The 18323-nt window shown below is 58.1% G+C and carries 16 protein-coding genes and 1 pseudogene; 10 read left to right on the forward strand and 7 right to left on the reverse strand.

The window, feature by feature from the left end; genetic code table 11:
* Nucleotides 1–2: 2 nt before the first annotated feature.
* From F1C16_RS22300 to F1C16_RS22310, 3 genes are all read right to left on the reverse strand, one after another.
* On the reverse strand, nucleotides 3–3278 hold the full coding sequence (locus F1C16_RS22300) for a SusC/RagA family TonB-linked outer membrane protein (protein WP_185284806.1): 3276 nt from the start codon (nucleotides 3276–3278) through the stop codon (nucleotides 3–5).
* Between the two features lie 48 nt (nucleotides 3279–3326).
* On the reverse strand, nucleotides 3327–3923 hold the full coding sequence (locus F1C16_RS22305) for a phosphonate degradation HD-domain oxygenase (protein ID WP_258049211.1): 597 nt from the start codon (nucleotides 3921–3923) through the stop codon (nucleotides 3327–3329).
* A gap of 293 nt (nucleotides 3924–4216) precedes the next feature.
* Complete coding sequence (locus tag F1C16_RS22310) at nucleotides 4217–5503, reverse strand: MFS transporter (protein ID WP_185284807.1); 1287 nt, start codon at nucleotides 5501–5503, stop codon at nucleotides 4217–4219.
* Nucleotides 5504–6253: 750 nt separating this feature from the next.
* On the opposite strand from F1C16_RS22310, the gene F1C16_RS22315 reads away from it, so the two are divergent.
* Both F1C16_RS22315 and F1C16_RS22320 read left to right on the forward strand, forming a co-directional pair.
* Nucleotides 6254–7234, forward strand: a complete 981-nt coding sequence (locus F1C16_RS22315) for a Na/Pi cotransporter family protein (protein WP_185284808.1) — start codon at nucleotides 6254–6256, stop codon at nucleotides 7232–7234.
* Between the two features lie 126 nt (nucleotides 7235–7360).
* Nucleotides 7361–7540, forward strand: coding sequence for a hypothetical protein (locus tag F1C16_RS22320; RefSeq protein ID WP_185284809.1), 180 nt, complete (start codon nucleotides 7361–7363; stop codon nucleotides 7538–7540).
* A gap of 79 nt (nucleotides 7541–7619) precedes the next feature.
* On the opposite strand, the gene F1C16_RS22325 is transcribed toward F1C16_RS22320, so the two are convergent.
* The 3 genes from F1C16_RS22325 to F1C16_RS22335 form a co-directional block, all read right to left on the reverse strand.
* Complete coding sequence (locus tag F1C16_RS22325) at nucleotides 7620–9443, reverse strand: cytochrome-c peroxidase (protein ID WP_185284810.1); 1824 nt, start codon at nucleotides 9441–9443, stop codon at nucleotides 7620–7622.
* On the reverse strand, nucleotides 9440–10156 hold the full coding sequence (locus tag F1C16_RS22330; RefSeq protein ID WP_185284811.1) for a leucine-rich repeat domain-containing protein: 717 nt from the start codon (nucleotides 10154–10156) through the stop codon (nucleotides 9440–9442). Before F1C16_RS22330 ends, F1C16_RS22325 begins: the two co-directional genes overlap by 4 nt.
* Nucleotides 10157–10356: 200 nt before the next feature.
* Entirely contained in the window at nucleotides 10357–12051 is a 1695-nt protein-coding gene (locus tag F1C16_RS22335; protein WP_185284812.1) for an alkaline phosphatase PhoX, read from the reverse strand.
* Between the two features lie 373 nt (nucleotides 12052–12424).
* On the opposite strand from F1C16_RS22335, the gene F1C16_RS22340 reads away from it, so the two are divergent.
* From F1C16_RS22340 to F1C16_RS22375, 8 genes and pseudogenes are all read left to right on the forward strand, one after another.
* Nucleotides 12425–12697 carry a transposase gene (locus F1C16_RS22340; protein WP_185284813.1) on the forward strand — a complete coding sequence of 91 codons (273 nt, stop codon included), beginning with the start codon at nucleotides 12425–12427 and terminating at the stop codon, nucleotides 12695–12697.
* A gap of 25 nt (nucleotides 12698–12722) precedes the next feature.
* Entirely contained in the window at nucleotides 12723–13481 is a 759-nt protein-coding gene (locus F1C16_RS22345; RefSeq protein ID WP_185284814.1) for an IS3 family transposase, read from the forward strand.
* Nucleotides 13436–13591 (forward strand): IS3 family transposase, encoded by a 156-nt coding sequence (locus tag F1C16_RS23450; RefSeq protein ID WP_374940620.1) that lies wholly within the window; start codon nucleotides 13436–13438, stop codon nucleotides 13589–13591. The genes F1C16_RS22345 and F1C16_RS23450 overlap by 46 nt, the downstream gene beginning before the upstream one ends.
* A 31-nt stretch (nucleotides 13592–13622) precedes the next feature.
* Nucleotides 13623–13985 (forward strand): annotated as a pseudogene (locus tag F1C16_RS22355) (catalase); the annotation flags it as partial.
* Nucleotides 13986–14117: 132 nt separating this feature from the next.
* On the forward strand, nucleotides 14118–14552 hold the full coding sequence (locus F1C16_RS22360; RefSeq protein ID WP_185284816.1) for a hypothetical protein: 435 nt from the start codon (nucleotides 14118–14120) through the stop codon (nucleotides 14550–14552).
* Nucleotides 14553–14610: 58 nt separating this feature from the next.
* Nucleotides 14611–14850, forward strand: a complete 240-nt coding sequence (locus tag F1C16_RS22365; protein ID WP_185284817.1) for an SHOCT domain-containing protein — start codon at nucleotides 14611–14613, stop codon at nucleotides 14848–14850.
* Between the two features lie 183 nt (nucleotides 14851–15033).
* Nucleotides 15034–15663 carry a hypothetical protein gene (locus F1C16_RS22370; protein ID WP_185284818.1) on the forward strand — a complete coding sequence of 210 codons (630 nt, stop codon included), beginning with the start codon at nucleotides 15034–15036 and terminating at the stop codon, nucleotides 15661–15663.
* Between the two features lie 176 nt (nucleotides 15664–15839).
* On the forward strand, nucleotides 15840–16658 hold the full coding sequence (locus F1C16_RS22375) for a helix-turn-helix domain-containing protein (protein WP_185284819.1): 819 nt from the start codon (nucleotides 15840–15842) through the stop codon (nucleotides 16656–16658).
* Nucleotides 16659–16739: 81 nt separating this feature from the next.
* Here the strand turns inward: F1C16_RS22375 and F1C16_RS22380 are convergent, their stop codons facing one another.
* On the reverse strand, nucleotides 16740–17861 hold the full coding sequence (locus tag F1C16_RS22380) for an NAD(P)/FAD-dependent oxidoreductase (protein ID WP_185284820.1): 1122 nt from the start codon (nucleotides 17859–17861) through the stop codon (nucleotides 16740–16742).
* Nucleotides 17862–18323 lie beyond the last annotated feature (462 nt).

The following is an 18323-nucleotide window of genomic DNA, read 5'->3' on the forward strand; positions in this document are numbered from 1 at the left end:
TGTTAGAAGGTAGCGTTCAAGTTCAGGCCGTAGCTGCGCACGGTAGGCGACTGCAAGCCCGTGGAGCCAGTGGCGTAGTTGTACTGGTCGAGGTCGATGTCCTTGAAGCGCTTGTCGCCGTAGAAATACAGCAGATTGCGACCGATAAGCGACACCGAAACCCGCTGGATGAACGAATCACCGAGCAGCGTGCGCGGCAGGTCGTAGCTGACGGTGACTTCGCGCAGCTTGCCGAACGTCTTGCTCATCAGGCTCGCCTCATCCACGCCATAGTAGCGACTCACGTAGTCCTGCACGAAAACCTTGGTGGTGTTGGGAGCAAATTGCAGGGCTTCGCCGTTGAGGATGGCCCCCGTGCGCGAGTCGTAGTTGATGCGCGCTTCGTTGGCTATGACCACGCCTTCGCCCACGTAGCTGCCCGTGTAGCCTTGCACGCCATACTGCTGCCAGTCTTGGTAGCGGGCGTCGCCGAGGGCGCCTTCGGCGGTGAGGGCGTTGCGGCCGCCGCGCATCGTTTGGCGGAACATGTAGTCGGTGGTCACGCCGCCCACCGCGCCGTCAAATTGAAAGGCCAGGCTTAGCGACTTGTAATGCAGCTTGTTGTAGAGGCTCCAGTTAAACTTGTTGTTCATGTAGCCCAGTTGCTGGGCCACGGGGTTAGCCAGGGGCTTGCCGCCCGCATCGTTCACAATTTGCCCATCGGGCGAGCGCACAAATGCACTGGTGCGCAGGATGTCGGTACGGTCGCCTACCTGGTAAAAGGTGTTGTAGAACTCCTGGCCGGCCGGCAGCTCCAGGTAGGTTTCCCGGAAGGTCGACCAGTTGGCTAGCACGTCCCACCCGAAGTTGGTGGTTTGCACGGGCGTCCCAGTCACGCTCACTTCGTAGCCTGTTTTCTTGGTTTTCAGAGCGTTTACGTACTGCGTCGTAAAGCCCGTGGCTGTCGATACGGGGTTAGGTAGCACCCGCGGCCCGTCGATGTACTGAAACGCCGTGGCGCTCAATCCTAAGCGGTTGCCTAAGAATTTGATGTCAAAGCCCTGCTCGAAGTTCACACGGGTTGTGGTCTTCAGGTTCTGGGCCAGCAGGTTGTCGGTGCCGTAGCCCGCCGTTTGGTTGTTGTAAGGCTTGCTGGTCGAGTAGGGCGAGGTCAGGGAGTAGTCGGGGCCATTGTAGGGCGAAGTGTACACGTTGCCGTAGTCCAGCGGGTTGGCAAAGAGCGAGTTGCTGGCATCGCTGCCGAACACCGTGATGGAGTTGAACGGCGCCGGCCCGATGGTAGGCGACGTGGCATCGGCCCGCACGTTGGCAAAGGAGCCGCGCAGCTTCAGGAAGGAAATGGCATTTGGCAGCCCACCGATGTAGTCAGAAAGCACCGTGGCCACCGACACGCTGGGGTAGTAGTAGGTAGTAGGCGTCTGGAAAGCCGACGATTTATCGACGCGGCCCGTGGTCGAGATGGTAGCATAGCGGCCCAGCGAAGCATCGAGCGAGTAGTAGGCGCTCAGCACCCGCATCTGCGAGTTGAAGCTCGTGCTTTGCACCGGGTTCAGCGAGTTGCTGAACGCGTACACTTCCGGCACGTTGAGGTAGTCGGTCGACGCCCAGTTGGAGTTGTAGGTGAAATTGCGAACGTTGCCACCCAACAGACCGCTGATGTTGAAGAACTTCTGGTTTCCTAGGTCGTAGTTGAAGTTCAGGAAGCCCTCCGTGTTGTTGTCGAACAGGTTGCGGCGGTCTTCGCGGTAGTCGCCCTGGTTGCCCTCGCGGCCGTAGGGGTGCGCCGAAAACGGCATCTTTTCGGTGCGCAGCAAATTGTAGGTACTGATTTGAGTGCGCAGCGTGGCGCTCAGGTGCTCGTCAATTTTGAAGTTGCCGGTGAGGTAGGCGTAGGTATCGTTTTTATAGTGCCCGCGCGTCCATTTCTTCACCATCAGCCAGGGATTGTGGTAGCGCTGGTACTCGGCAAACACCGATTGCACGCCTACCTGCCCCGGCTGCCAAATGCCTCGGATGTCGGGCGCGTTCACGTCCCAGTCGGCCCCAGTCCAGATGCCCACGTTGTAGAGCAGGCTGTTAGGGCCGTAGTCTATGTCGGGGAAGTTGTCGGTAAACTGGCGGTTGAAGTTGACGTTGGCTTCCAGCTTGATGCGCGGGCTAGGGTTAAAACCACCGTACAAGTTGAAGTTGACGATGTTGAGCCCGTTGTTGGGGATGTAGCTGTTCTGCGTTTGCTGCGACACCGAAAAGCGTGTGGTGTACGTGTCGCCGGTGGCGCTTAGGGCCACGCTGTTGTTGGTTTGGAAGCCCGTGCGCAGAAAGTTCTTGAGGTTGTCTTTGCCCCGCGCTACCCAAGGCGTACCCTGCCGCACCCCGTTCACGATGGGTGAATCATACTGCGGAATCAGTTGCCCCGCAAAGTAGGGGCCCCACACGTCGTAGTCGCCATCCACGCCGCCAGGGGCGCCGCCCTTGCCATTCACAAACTCGTAGCGCGTGCCTCCACCCGGCCCGTAGGAGTCTTGCAGGCGCGGAAACGCCAGAAAGCCCGACTGGATAACGTTGCTGCTGTTCAGCTCTACTGTAAAGCCTTTCTTGTTTTTGTTGCCTTTTTTGGTGGTAATCAGAATAGCACCGTTCTGCGCGCGGTTGCCATACAGGGCCGCCGCCGCGGGGCCTTTCAGCACGGTATAGGTTTCAATATCGTCGGGGCTGATGTTCCAGGTATCGGTATTAATGGGAAAGCCATCGACCACGTACAGCGACACCGTATTACCCCGAATGGCTACGTTGGGCGCCCGCAGCAGCTCGGCCGACGGGCCTACTGATAAGCCTGCTACCTTGCCCACTAAACCCGAAATTGGGTTGGGGTCGCGGGCTCGCACGAGGTCCTCGCCGTTCACTTCCTGCACCGCATAGCCAATCTTGCGGGTTTCCTTCTTCACGCCCAAAGCCGTTACCACCACTTCGTCCAGCGCTTTGGTATCGGTAGGGAGCGTCACGGTAATGTTCTGCTCGGTGCCCACGGTCACGTCTTGCGGCACCGAGCCCACGAAGCGAAACTGGAGCACGTCGCCAGGGGCAGCGTCGAGGGTGAAACGGCCGTCGCTGCCGGTGGTGGTGCCGCGGGTAGTGCCTTTCAGCAGTACGCTCACGCCGGGTAGGGGCTCCTTGTGCTCATCGGTCACGGTGCCGCCAATGGTGCCCTGCGCCCGTAGCAGGGTAGGCACCAACAGCAAGAGCAGGACCACGAGGATCTGCTGGTAAAGAGTTTTCATAAGAGGGTTTTGGAGGTGAGGAGTCGGGTAGAAAGCAGCCTAGAGCGCTTAGGAAGACAGCATCTCGGACTGGTAGCGTAGGTGGCGCAAGGCCATGTCTTTCAAGCGATTCAGGTCGCCCACAGGTAGGTGTTCCTGCTTGGCTTGGTCGTCCCACTGCCGCATTCGGATGATGATATCCGCGTCGGCGTCCTGTTCGAAGGCTGCCGCCTCGGCGGCCGTCATGGGGCCACCCTGGAAGCCTAGCGTAGCTTGGCTGGCGGGAGAAAGCTGCCGCAGGTACTCGGGGTAGCGGTAAGTGAGGTAGCGCTTGGCCAGCACATGGCTTTCTACCAGCCGGGCCACACGCTCGGCAAAGCCGCAGCCCCGCAGATAATCGGCACCCAGCTTTTCGTGGTTCACAGCCCCGAAGCCATTCATGGACTCGGTGTGCTGCTCCTGCTGGGCGCATAGGTGGCCTAGGTCGTGGAAAAATGCGGCCAGCACTACCTCATCGTCGTAACCCTCGGCTTCGGCCAGTAGGGCGGCCTGCCACATGTGCTCCAGCTGCGACACCGGCTCACCGATGTAGTCATCGTCACCAAATTGATAGTACAGGGCAAACAGGTGTTCTACCGTTGCCGCCGGGTTTTCAGGAGCCATCATAGCAGGTAGGGAGAAGATGGGCAGTAAGTAGGTCTGCCAGGTAGCCTAATGAAAGCAGGCAGGAAAATACCGAGGCCACGCAAGCAAAGGCGCAGCAAGAGAAATACCCTCGTTACGAGCTGAAAATGAGGTAAATGAAAAGATGAAGCTCGTGCTAACAGCTCAGCCTAGTCCTATTTCTTGAAGGCAAAGTTCAACCTCGGCAGTCGGAAAAAAGTCACCAATTAGTCACTAAATTGTTAACTAATTGTGTGCAATAGTTTCTTATAAGGCAACACTTTTTCACTGACTAACTATGCCGCGTGGCGCTCCTGTGTGCGGTAAAAAACTAGGGCTGCTCCAGCGGAAGCCGCTGCCACTACTGCCAGCGCCAAGAAGGCGTAGCTCCAGCCATAATACTCGGCCAGTGCACCCGTAAGCCACAAGGCTCCTGTGCCTCCTACGTACCCCACTGCATCTACCAAACCCGACGCCGTTGCCGCGCCTTGGCGTCCGCCTACATCCAGCGACATAGCGCCAGCCAAGAAAGAGTAAGGACCTAGTAGTAATAGCCCTGCTAGTGAAAGCAGAACTAAGGGTAGCAAGCTGTTAGTAGTAGGCTGGGCCATGGCCAGCAACACGGGTAGGAGCAACACGCAGGCCCCGCCGATGAGAGGTCCCCGTTGGCCCCGTAGCCAGCGGTCAGAAGCGTAGCCGGCTCCTAGAATGGAGAGCATACCGCAAAGCGAATACAGCGCACTGTACTGCGAGGCAGCGCCCTCCGAAAAGTGTGCCGCCTCTACCAAGTACAGCGGCAACCAGAAGCTCAAGGATTCGCGCAGGGCCGTCAGGCCGAAGGATAGCACCAGCATGAGCAGGAAGGACTTGCTGCGAAAATAGGGCCGCAGCAAAGCAGCCAGGGAAGCCGGTTCAGTAGGGGTAGCACCAGAAGCCGTGAATACATTCACGGGGCTGGCTGGTGGCGCGGGTACGCCTACGCTTTCTGGGCTACTAGGCAGGCGATACCAATTGATGAGCGCCACCGCTGCCAAAATAGCAGCGGCCACCATAAATAATCCACGCCAACTCAACCCGGCTGCCAGCAGCTGACCCAACAGTAGCTTCGCTACGATGTCGCCTACTAAGTAGCTTAAGCTCAGCAGAGCCATGATTCGACCGTAGGAATGGTAAGAAAACCAATTGGCCGTAGTCTTCACCAACCCGGCCCACCCCATGGACTGTACCAACCGATTGACGGCCCACGCCCCGAAGAATACGGCCACGCCTTGCCCCAGACCAAATACCACCGTAGCCACCACGGCCCCAATCATGCCTAGTAAGAAGACCTTCTTGCCGCCCAAAAAGTCGCCCAGCACACCGTTTACTACCTTGCCTCCCGCATAAAACAGAACGCCTACCGACGCAATTTGGCCCAGTACTTCCTTGTCAAGCCCCTGCCCACCAAACTCTCGAATGAGCAGCGGGGCAACAATAGCCAGGTTGGAGCGGCACAGGTAGTACGCGCTGTAGCCCACAAACAGGTGAAGAGCCGTGCGACGTTGCCACTGCTGCAGGGAGGTATGAGGAAGGGTAGCAAGCATGGCCGAAGGAGAAGGTCAGGATGCAGCCAGCACCACCGCAGTTAACCCGGTGGCTCGTACACTTCCTTACCGTTACAGTCGGTAAACTTGCCAGTTTCAGCACAAAAGGGCGTTGCCTGTAAATTGCTTATTTGTTAACAAATTATGTTAAAAAGTATATTATAAGTAAACAGTGAAGCACTGTTTACAGGAGGTAAAAACAACTCATACAATTATTCGAAGGCTATTCCTCGTGGTTTACGATGTGCCTAAAACAAAATAAGCAGGACTTGCAGTAGACAACGAATCATATTTTACCACTACTAGAGCCCGGTTCGACACAGCTATTTCTGTCATCCTAATACGCTACTTACTGGTCTAAAGTAGCAAGCAAGCGCACGTCGTTTCAGACGAAACAAAGCCGTCAGAAACAAAAGCAACCCAAGCCAAAGAGCAAGCGCTCAAAAAACGATCTGTTGTCAGAAAACACACGCAACGCTATTCGAAGGGAGTTCCCGCTGCCGGTTCGATAAGCGTAGCTCAACTGCTTTCTTGCGCACCGTAGATCGCATGAAAGCGGAAAGTGGTGCAGCGCAATCCAGATAAAGGGCAATTAGTGTATGATAGATAGATTTTGAGGCGTCCCTGCGTTGCGTGGTTTCCCAGGGCTGCTTTCCTGACGTAACAATTTCTTGATGTGGACAGTACGGCCTCCACCCTCTGCGCTCCGTTGGATACGCGACTACCCCTCACCTCCCGTAGCTGCCCCCTATGCCTACATCTGTTCTATCCATTAGCCTACTGGCCGTCAGCGGGCTCGTCCTTTTCTTATATGCCGTGAGCCGCTTAGCGCTGGCCCTACGGCACGTGGCTGGTGAGCGGGTCAAGCACTACCTCGACCGCTTTACCAAGACGGTGCCCATGGCCATTCTAACCGGCACAGTGGTGACCACCCTGCTCGACTCCTCCTCCGTGGTCATCATCTTGGCCATTGCCCTGGTGAGCGCCGGGGCCCTTCCGTTCCGCAATTCGTTAGGCGTTGTGCTCGGGGCGAACATTGGCACAACCATTTCCAGCCAACTATTCGCCTTTGATTTGGGCCAGTATGCGGCGGTAGTCATGCTGCCCGGTTTACTGCTATTGTCGCTGAGCAAGAAACGTCAGGGCCGCACCATAGGCCGGGCCCTGTTCTGTTTCGGCTTGCTGTTTTTTAGCTTATTTCTGATTGGCGAAGCAGCCGCCCCGCTCAAGGAGTATGACGGGGTGCAGGCATGGCTGCTGAAATTGGAGCATCCTGTGCGCGGGGCGGGCGCAGGGGCGCTGGTAACACTCGTGATTCAGTCCTCATCGGCTACGTTGGGCATGGTCATTAAGCTAGCCGGCAAGGGCCTGCTTTCCTTGCCCGCGGGTATTGCCGTCATGCTTGGAGCCGAGCTAGGCACTTGCTCTGATACCCTGCTGGCTACCATTGGCCGGGGGCGGGCGGCGCTAAAAACCGGCCTGTTTCACCTGGGCTTCAATCTGCTCTCCATTGGTGCGGGGCTGTTGCTCATTGCGCCGTTTACAGCCCTGGTACTGCGGGTGGCGGGGCACGCCGATGTCGCCCGCCAGATTGCGCACGCGCACGTGTTGTTCAACGTAGCGGGCGTACTGGTATTTGCTCCGCTGGTGCCACTGTGCCAACGCTTGCTGGACGGATGGCTGCCTGACGAAACAGCATCACTGCCCACGGCGCTAGCCCCATCGGCGTAAGCTAGCGCTGTAAGTAGCATTGGGGCTGACCTAGCCGCGCATCGCAACGCGCTAGACGGTGGGCTATCAGCGGCGCCGTTCACGCGCAACGCTGGGAGCGCCTCGGCCCTGCTGGGGGCCACTCGCATGACCGGCGCGTTGGCCTCCGTGGGCGTGAGCGTGCTCAGTAACCACACCGCCGTGCCCATGGTCGGGATTATGGCGGGCACCTCGGCGCTGGCCCTACTGCTGCTACTCGTTGGCCGCCGACAGATTACCGAGCAGGTAGCAGTGCCGGTCGGCCAGCTCGCCGAGCCAGTCCACTAGCCATTGCTGTTCGTCCCCGTTTAGGCAATATGGGGGGACCATCCAGCTGTTAGTACTGCGGGCTGACCCGATTGGCTGCTTACTTATATACAACTTGCTGCGCATCAGACAAGGAGTTGATAAAATCAACTAGGGCTTGCCGCTCCGCTGGGCTGAGATTCAACCGGTCTTCGGCTAGGGTTTGGGTAGGCACGGATAGGCCCAGACCGGCCCCACCCCCCTGGTCATAGAAGTCGATTACCTGCTCCAGGGTCTGATACACGCCGTTGTGCATGTAGGGCGCGGTGAGGGCCGCATTGCGGACGGTAGGCGTTTTGAACGCGTGCTTCTGGTGCGCAATGCCATAGAGCAGAAACTTGCCGGGGTCGGCATCCAACATCGGAGACTGGGCATCGGCAGTGGCTGGTACACCCAGTACTTCGCTTTCCGTTTTTTCGTAGAGGGGCGGCACTGCCCCGTTGAACAGCGGCATATAGTGGCAGGTGCCGCACTGCGCTTTGCCCATAAAGAGGTTGAAGCCGAGCACCTCCGAAGCGTTGAGCGCAGTGGTGTCGCCCCGCATGTACTGGTCGAAGCGGCTGTTCAGGCGGACCAGCGACCGGACGTAGGCCGCTACGGCACGCCGGATGTTGCGCTCCGACACGGGTTGTTTTTCAGTGGCAAACGCCTGCGCGAACAGCTTTGCATACGCGCCTTTCTTGCGTAGCAAGGTAGGGGCCTCGCTTAGGTGGCCACCCATCTCGGCCTTGTTGGATATAACAGCGTGCACTTGATCTTCCAGGAAATGCACCCGGCTGTCGTAGAACTGATCGGGCTGCAAGGCTGCGTTGAGCAGCGTGGGCGTGTTGCGCTCTAACCCCGCATCTGCCAGCAACGAGCGGTTCACTTTCAGGCCATCGGTGTAGGCTCGCTCGGGTGCGTGGCAACTGACACACGAGCGGCCCGCACTACCCGAAAGCAGCGGTTCCTTGAACAGGGCTGCGCCTAATTTTAGGACGGCCGGCGTGGGCGTGGCCGCGTCTGCGGGGGCGAAAAAGGAAGCGTCGAATGCATCGGCCACGAAGTAGCCAGCCGCATCTGCCCGCACTGCGCGCTTCGCTGCCACAAATGGGATGTGCAGCTGCGCTTGTACTTGCCGAAGCGTTGCCAGCGCCGGGTTGAAATAGCGCACGAAGAACCGGGCGCGGTCGAAGCGGTTGAAATCCTGCGCAGGAGCGGCAACGGCGGCTTCACAATGGGCCAGTTGTGTGGTTAGCGCGGCCGGCACGTCGAACATGGCCAGTACGTCGCGGCTGGCTTTCAAAGTCGCGGCGGCTTCGGGTAGCGAGGCGTGCGCTACGGGAGAGTCGAAGCCGGATACGCCCTTGGCCGCCAGCCGGTAGAGGTTGAGCCGCACGGCATCAAACACCTCCGCATCGGTAAAGGCCAGGTAGGAAGCCTGCTGCTCTAAGTGGCGCACCTGGTAGAGCAGATTATCGATTTCCTGGTATACCAACTCGCGGTTGGCGCGGGTGTCGGGGGCTGCGTATATGTACTCTTCCAACACCTGAAACCCCGAGGGGGGAACGACCTCTCCCGGTTCGCCGGGTTCGGTTTCGGGTAGGGGCGCACCATTGATGCGCGAGGCGGCATGGGGGTAATAGTATTCGATGGCAAACTCCAGCTGTTTGTACTCCTGCCGGCAAGCGGCAAACTGGGCGCGCAACGTTACTGCATCTGCCTGTGGGGCCATTTGCTGAAAAGCGGTCAGGGCAGTATGTAGCTGACGCAGATGGGTGGTGTAGTGTTCCTTCACCTGCTCAGTCGGACTTTTGTGCAAGATGGCAAACGAGAACAACCCTGCCGCTACCAGCAGCAGCAGCGGACGGGCAACCGCCCGAAACCAAGAAAAACGAATACTCATTGAAAATAGAGGGTAGCATCCGGCAGCGCGGCTACGGCCTGCCGGCGGGCTTCCGGGGTGAAGGCGTTGTTCTTGACAATGACCGTTTTCAGCTTTTTGAGCTTGCGCACCGAGCGGGGTAGGGCCGTCAGCTGGTTGTCATTGGCAATCAGGATTTCCAGGTTCTGGAGCCGGCCCAGGTGTTTAGGAAGAGCGGTGAGCTGGTTACCGGAAACAATCAGCACTTTCAAGGCTTGGCAGCCTCCTAGGCTCGCTGGGAGCTGTTCCAGCTGGTTGTTCGACACGTTCAACTCCTCTAGCTTCCCCAGCGCCCCCAACTGGCTGGGCAGGCGCTGGAGCTTGTTGTCGTTCAGATACACGTAGCGAAGACTGCCCAGCTTGCGCATCGATTCCGGCAAGAAAAGCAGCTGGTTGTTGGACACGTCCACGTATTCCAACGCCGCCAGCTCGCCCAACTGGTCGGGCAGGGAGGTGAAGTTGTTGTAGCCACCCACGAGAAAACGCAGGCTGTCCAAGCCGCCAATGCTAGGTGGCAGTTCCGTGAGGTTGTTCTGGTCTATTTGCAGTTGTTGCAGCCGGTGCAGCTGACCAATGGTCGTCGGCAACGTCAGGAGACTGTTTTTATTCAAGAACAATACCCGCAAACTGTCGAGTTGGGTGAGGGCTTCGGGCAACTGGCGCAAGTGGTTTTCGTGCGCGTACAAGCGTTGCAAATGAGGAAGTTGGCCTACACTGGCCGGCAGGAGCTCCAGGCTCTGGCCACGCACATTCAGTTCCCGAACGCAGCCCGGACGGCTCAGCGCATCCGGAAGTGTAAAAGCGGTAGGGGTAACGCACTGCGCCAAACACGTGTTGCCCTGCAAGACTTGCAGGGCAACACTGAGTAGAAGCGAAACGAAAATATGGGCTACCCTCACTGCTTGATGAAGGGACGGGTAATGGTGGTAGTAGCCGTCTTGATAACTAGATAGTACTGTTCGCTGTCCAGCATACTAACCGGTAGCTTGAGGGTATTTACACCCTTCGTAAGCTCCACAGACTGCTCCAACACGGGCTTCCCTACCCGATTCATCACCTGGAGCGTGGCTGTCTCTTTTCGGGAGTTGGTTATTTGCACGTTTATTTCTGTGCCGCTAACCGGGTTCGGATACACATCCATCACTACCTCCTGCTCGAAAGCCTTCTGTTTCTTGGCTTTTCCAAGCACCTCTTTGCGCGCAATGACCAGGGCCGTGGACTTGTTGAATACTACCTCTTGACCAGCAGCGTCAACCATCACCTCCGTGTTGTTAGCGCTAGGGCGCTGCATAGAGATAAACATAAACTGCTCATCGGGTGACAAGGTCATGCCCGTGGGCTCGCAGCCGGCGGGGGTAACGGCAAACAGTTCAACGGCGGGAGTAGCCGGGGTGTGCGACGCCCGAATCAGCCACACGTGGTTGCGGCCGCCATCCTGCAGCACATACAGATTGCCCTTCGAGTCGAAGGTCAGGTTGTCGTTGCCGGTACGCCACAATTCCGACACCTCGCCGGAACCGTAGTTGATGGTGTAGGCTTGGTTGGGATTTGTAGGCGTGTTGCCCGCGAAAATCTCGAAATCACTAACGGTAGTGCCTTCGTTGCCTGAATCGGTGAAGCGGTAGATCGTACCGGGACCTTTCGCCGTGAAGTAAATTTGGTGAGTTACTGGGTTGATTTCGAGGTCTTCCACGCCGTTGAAGCTGGTGGCTCCCAATGCCCGCGCTAAGTCCGTAGTATTGCTGCACTCGGCAGGTGTGCTGTTCGGCACTTGCAACCACGTGCCGGTAGTAGCCGTCCCAATTTTACCACTAAGTTTCAGTACGTAAAGCGTACCATTAGCTAATTGGCCGGCTTGGTCGCTCACGTATTTGTACACGAAGCTATTTGTCGAGCCGTGGTCGGCGCCTTCGTATACCGTGCGCTGGTCGGGGGCTACCACGATGTTTTCGTGCTTAATCCGGCCCATGCGCCAGAGCTTATCGGGCGTACCGTCGCCGTCGTGGTCCTTTACCGAGTGGGTAGCCGGGTCTATTTCCACGTTCCAGCCAAAGTCGAGGTAGCCGTCGCCGTTGCTATCGGTAGGGGCAGTCGGCGTATTTTCTTCGCACGTAACCACGGTGCGCCACGGGGTAACACCCCCCGAACAGTTGTTGTAGGTGCCCACCACTGGGCCAAAGTCAACGGCATTTTTCGCCGTTACATCCCAAAGTTGCTTCCCTTGATTGAAGTCCAGGTTCAGCATGCTCACGCCCGAGGTAGCCGTCGAGGAACCTTCGTGGTTGATGGACAAGTAGCCTTGGGCGTTATGATCCTGGCCAAAAGCGCTGTTTCCTTTGTTGTCGGATTTACCGCTGTAGATAGGCACGTACCCCGTGAAGTCAAAGGCTTCCTTGATCACGCCATCGGCGGCTTGCGAGTAGGGAGAGCCCGCTTGTACCAGCATTTGGAAAGTATGCGTGGCCGGGATGCGCAGTATCTGCTGCTGCGTGGAGGGCTCAACGGATGTAAACTGACTGATATCGGTGCTGCCTTTTTTGGCAGCGTTGCCCTGGGCTACGGCTTGTCCGCTGCCAAGTAAGGCGGCCAAAAGAAAAGTAGATGTGTGTTTCATAGGTGCGTTCTAGGTCGTTGAATTGAGGCCGCAAATACAAAACGTACTGTTTCTTCTGGTTTATAGCTAGATTACCGTTGTGTGAATTAATGGAGTTGCCCGAGCTTGAGGTGGTTGGGTAAATCTAGACAGAATAGGGCCTTATCTTTCGAATGTCATGAAAGACAGCCCTCAACCAGCCAAACGCCGCTGCTACGATGCGGCCTTTCGCGCCGAAGCGTTGCGCTTGGCTAGCGAAAGCCGCTTGACGCAAGCTGCTGCGCGCGCCTTGAACCTTCACAACCTATAAATTGTCGTATGAGGTGGTCTAGTGAAAACAGACAGTGGCAAGTCTTACCTTCCAGTGCCTATGTCGACCAAAGTGCTTTCCAGCGGCCCGCCGCTGACCCGCAAAAAATATACGCCCGCTTTCAAAGCCGAGTGCGTGCGCCAAGTAGCCGCTGGCGCTCGGCAGACCGACGTGGCCCGGGCCCAAGGTCTGTCGCCCGCGCTCCTTGGCCGCTGGCAGCGTCAAGCGTTAGCCGAAGCTGTGCCTAGTAGCGCGGAGCGCGACGAGATTAGGCGCTTGCGCGCCGAACTCAAGCGCGTGGAGCAAGAGCGCGATATTTTAAAAAAGTCGTGACCATCTTTGCGCAACCGCCTCAACTATGAGCCGTTACCACTTTATCGAACAGGTGGCGGCTATCGAGCCGGTGCAGGTGCTTTGCCGCGTACTACACGTCAGCCCTGCCGGCTACTACCAGTGGCGGAGGCGAGCAGTGCGCCCAACGCCCGACTGGGAGCCGGCGGCCACCGCCGCCTTTTCGCGCCATGCCCAGCGCTATGGCACTCACCGCTTGCGGGCCGAATTGCGCGCCGAAGGGCACGCTGTCGGACGCTATGCCCTGCGCAGTTGGCTGCGTCGCCACGGCTTGCGGGCGCTGAGTACGCGGCCGCAACGCCCACGCACCACCGTGGCTGACCCCGCGGCAATCGTGGCCGAAAACCTGTTGCTCGGTCAACCCGCGCCCACCGCGCCCAATCAGGTGTGGGTCGGCGATATTACGTACCTGCCCCTAGTCGGTGGGCGCTGGTGTTATCTGGCCACGTGGCGCGATACCTGTTCGCGGCGTGTGGTCGGCTGGCACCTGGGCCAGCACATGCCCACCGAGCTGGTGCTCACGGCCCTGGAGCAAGCCCTGACGCTACGTCAGCCGGCTCCCGGCCTGATTGTCCACGCCGACCGCGGCAGCCAATACACCAGTTCGGCGTGCCGAGCGCGCATCGAAAAAGCCCACGCACTGGCCAGCTATAGCCGACCGGGCAACCCCTATGATAACGCGCAGGCCGAGCCGGGTGGAGCACGCTCAAAACGGAACTGCTGCCCCGTGGCGGCGCATTTGCCAGCCTCGAAGAGGCCCGTCTAGAGGTAGCCTACTACCTCGATACCTACTTCAACCTGGACCGGCGCCACTCCGCCCTGGGCTACCGCTCGCCCCATCAATTCGAACGCGACTTTCAAATCAGCCTATCTTAGCGCACTGTCCGTTTTTACTGGACCATCCCACGATATGGTGGTAGACTTTTTCCGCACCCAGGGCGCCGAGTACGAGTTGCGTGCGCAGCTCTGCACTGACCTGCAGGCCATGCCCGTGGAAGATGCTTCCATCGACTGGCCCCAGGACCAGAGCCCCTACCAGGCACTAGGCAAAATCGTGCTGCCGGCGCAGGATGCGTATAGCCCCGCCCGCCGTGTATTCGCCGATGATGTGCTGTCGTTCAACCCCTTCCACTGCCTGCCCGAGCACCTGCCGCTGGGCTCCATCAACCGCGTCCGCATCAAAGCCTACGAAAGCTCCGCCGCCTACCGCCACCACCTGAACGCCCAGCCTCGCCGCGAACCGCAGGATATTAATGAGCTGCCAGACTAAGCAGCTCGGCGAATCATCTAATGCTCTCTACACTATCGCAAAGACATCTACTTTTGTCTAAGACCTCATCCGCCGAATTATGAACGGCATGTACCTCACCCATATATCCTACACTTCATCAGCTATCACTCCATGTACAAAGCAGTCATCATTACAAGCACTTTATTAGCTAGCCTTGTCACCACCGCTACCGCCCAAACACAATCTGATGCAGCCACCGTCCCTATTGGGGTGAGTCGCCACCGCGTGCCAGTAGGTAGTGTGCCCCCTGAGAAGCGTGCCGAGGATATGACCTCTTTGTTACAAGGGCAGTTGAGCCTAAACCCAGAGGAGACGAAGAAGGTGTACGCCGTCACGCTTCGTTACGCTCAAGCGATCCAGGCAATCGGGTCAAAATATGAAAAGCAAGGATTGACTACCTACCAAACATCAAAGCAAGACGCAGCAGAGCTTAAAGCCAATTATGAAACGGAACTCAAAGCTGTCTTGACGTCCAAACAATACGAGCGGCATCAGATGATTGAGGAGCGCTTTCGCAAGGTCCTGGAGCAAAGCGGCCTCGATTAATGGTAAGTTGGAGTGCGTGAAGCAGAGATATAACTACACAAACACCATCATAACTATCATGCTACTATTCCTGGGTGACTTAGGCGGCGCAGAAGTGATGCTGCTGAGCCTGATTGTATTCGGCCTGCCCTTTGCGCTGCTATTCTGGTGGCTAGTGCGACCGAAGAAGCCACCCGTTCACGTCCATCAAAACGGCGGTTCGGTAGCAGACGAATTACAAAAGCTCCAGACACTACACGCGCAGGGCGTGTTGACCGAAGCGGAATTTCAAACGCAGAAACGCCGGCTATTGCACTAGCTGTCCTGACGAGAAGAATTGATACAAATAGTTATAGCGCAACAAGAAGCCGACCTACTCACGCCCGAAGAGGAAGAGCAATTGCGTGAGTTGCTCCCAGTACGCATCGCATCCGGCGTTCCTGCTACCTGATTCTTACCCCGCTGATTTTTTCAACAACGCTACAGTTACTCTTTCTAAACAATGAGCCGCCTTGCCCTACTAACGCCGATACTCTTCCTGGCTGCCTGCCAAGGCACACCCACTATGCCCGATACGGCCAGCACCGTTGTGCCCGCACCCACTCAGCCCGGGCAGGTCAACGAAGCGCCCACTACACCCGCACCAGCGCAGTCCGAGTATATAGAGGCGCATATGATCACGGTCAATGGAAAACCCCATCAGGAACTGACGACCCGGCAGCTAGAGCGGCAGTTCGGGCGCCCGGATAGCATCGCCACAGGTGCCGTGGAATGTGGTGGGGTGCTCGATAATCTGAACAAACCCGATAGTGAAGCTGGTGATATCTGGTACTATGGCAACACGATGTACGAAGTGAGCGGTGGCCAAGCGATTCTCCTCAGTTTCGATGTCACGACCGGCAAGTTCCACGGCAAGGTAGGGCAACTCAGACTCAATGAGAAGACAACCCTGGAGGATGTGCGGCGCTTCTTCCCCGAGTCCGCCAAAGAAGCGGATGTACCTAGCTCGGGGCGGCCAGGGGAAGAGATGAGCGTACCTTTCTTTTATAAGGGCACGCCCACAGATGCCTCCTTGAGCCTGCTATTCAAGAAGGGACGCTTGCAAAAAGTAGAGTTTTTCTTTCCCTGCTAATGATCAAGAACTCCTGCGTACCCCTGGTGGTATGGAGAAGTTTCTGAGTGAGAACTTGCATAACGTTAGTCGACCAACACCCCGCAAAAAAGGAAAACCAAAGTCCACAGATGATCCGACCTAGTTACTAGTAATTGTAGTCAGGAAGCGTCTTGCTAGCTTACCTTTGCCTTGCTATGCACCACCAGGAAGTTGCGCCGCCGCCCGCCTTACAGGATCTGATCCACTGCTTCTGGTATGACCGGTTCGACTTCGGCCCGCAACCAGTGCAGTTTGACGTCCCCCCGGATGGCTACGCGGAAATCATTTTCTATGTGGGCAGCCCCTGCCGCCTAGCTACGCCCACCGGCTGGCAGCCCCTGCCCTCCCCGTTTCTGCTGGGGCTGCTTCCGCACCCGGCGCAGCTGACCACGAAAGACCGGTTCGAGATCATTGGCATCCGGTGTTTCCCCTGGACCGTCTTTGACCTGCTGGGCTTGCCACCCGCCCCCGGCAATGTGCTCCTCGGGGAGCATCCGATTGCCCAGTTGCAAGTCCCGTTGACGCAGTACCTCCAGGCTGGAAACGTCGCGGCAGCCTTGGCCGAGGCCGCCCGGTATTTCGGACAGCCCCGGTCGCCGCTGGAAGGTGAGCGCCTGCTCGGCAAAGCGGGCCAGGCGATGCGGGACGCCACGGGTACGCTGCCCGTCCACCAGGTCGCGGCCGCGGCGCATGCCACGGTGCGGACCCTGGAACGAACCTTCAAGCAAGCCGCCGCCCACACGGTGAAAGACGTGTCCTCGTTGCTCCGCTTCGAGCAGGTACGGAATTGTTTACTCCTGTATCCCACGACGAATATTGCGCGCTTGGCGTACGCGCTGGGCTACACCGACCAATCCCACTTGAGCCGGGAGTTCAAACGCTATAGCGGCACCACCCCTGCCGCCTTCGCGCGAAAAGCCCTGAACAGAGGGGCAACAATTAGACCCGATTGCAGCGCGTTCATTGAACCCTAATCCCCGTGCAGCCCGTCACATACAGCCTGTTTTCTGTATGAAAGAAGTCGCGCGAGGGAGTGCGGGTGCCGGGTAGTGAGTTTACCGCTGGAAGCGTTGCTGGAAGGAAAAGGCCTCGTGGTGCATGGCCAGCTCATTCTGGCTTGTGACCCGTTGAGCCTCCCGGGCGTAGCAAAGCATCTGCTGCTCGTAGTCGTGGATGGCGTCCTGCAGGCTGCAGAAAGAGCCGCTGGTAAGATTAGCCGCTAACAGCCGCGCATCTTGCAGGCCACTGTTTACGCCGACACCGGCAAAGGGCGGCATCACGTGGGCCGCGTCGCCGATCAGGGTGAGGGGCAAGGGGCGTTGTGCGTGCCAGGCAAGATCCAAGGGGAGTTTGCGGGCGGGCAAGCCAACGAACGTGGTCGTGGCGTGAAACAACTGCTGATAAACGGCAGCCTGCCGGGCGAATAGTGCGGCCAAGAATGCACGACTCGTCGAGGGCGTTGAGAAATCCAAGCCGTTGTCCCGCAGCCAGCTCGCCGGCCGCCGGAAGCTAACGCCGTAGCTCAGCGCCCCGGCGTTGTCCGGGTTCGCCACGAGCGTAAGCCCGTTGCCGGCAAACATGAGGATGTTGTGCTGACAAAGGCGGTAGAAGTCGGGGCAGGTGCGGGCCGGCTCCGCTACTTCGCCCTGCAGGATGAACGTACCCGTGTAGGCGACTTCCGCATCGGTGACGTATTGCCGGGCCCGCGATCTGCCCCCATTGGCCCCGATCACCACATCGGCCGTGACCGGAGGGCGGCCAGCGAAGTGCAGGTGCCAGGCGCCCTGCGCCGGCTCCAGGTGGGTAAACTGGTGGTCCCACCGTACGGTGCCAGCCGCTAGACTGTCCAGTAGCAGGGTGCGCAGCGCGTTGCGGTTGATTTCTGGAGTGGTCGTGTTCGGCGGGGTCGTCAGCAGTACTTGGCCCTGGCCATCCACGAGCGTCCGGCCCATGGGCTTTGCCAGCTCGAAGAAGCGGGCCAGCAAGCCCGCTTCTTGTAGGGCACGCTGACCGGTGTCCTCATGCAAATCCAGCGTGCCGCCCCACACGCGGGCCTGGGGTGTGGCATCCCGTTCGTATACGGTGACGTGTACGCCCTGCTGTTGGAGCAGGCGGGCCATGGTGAGGCCCACCGGGCCAGCTCCGAGGATGGCTACTTGTCGGTTATGCAGCAACATAGCTTGTCTTGACGTGAGGTAATTTTCATGCTGCAAAGTTGCTGGGCTGCCACCGCCTAATCTTGTACAAATGCGACAAAATGGGGGTGCTTCCTTTCCCCGAATAGCTGCCTTTGAAGAGTCGGCGGTTTGGGCAAAGAAACAGCGGTGGCTGTTGCTATAATAAGGCCTTCTAATGCAAGAGGGAACGACCAACATGTTCGCCTTGATACGGGCTACGTTGAACAGGCAGAGCACGAGACGGCTAGTACAGTAGATACGACGGCAATGCGCCCCGTCACTTCCTCCTCAATTACCAAACATTCCCGTAAGCGTGGGCTGAAAGACGAAGTACCGAAGCCCACAGCTGATCTATCTTAGCTATACACTGGAAAGGTCTTCATGAAGGGGCCTTCTGGTTTGCAAAACACCTTCTCGCTGGCTCGTGAGCGAAATCAACCAAAACAGTATAATCGCCGCCTT

The sequence above is a fragment of the Hymenobacter sp. NBH84 genome (genome assembly GCF_014217645.1).
Taxonomy (GTDB): domain Bacteria; phylum Bacteroidota; class Bacteroidia; order Cytophagales; family Hymenobacteraceae; genus Hymenobacter; species Hymenobacter profundi.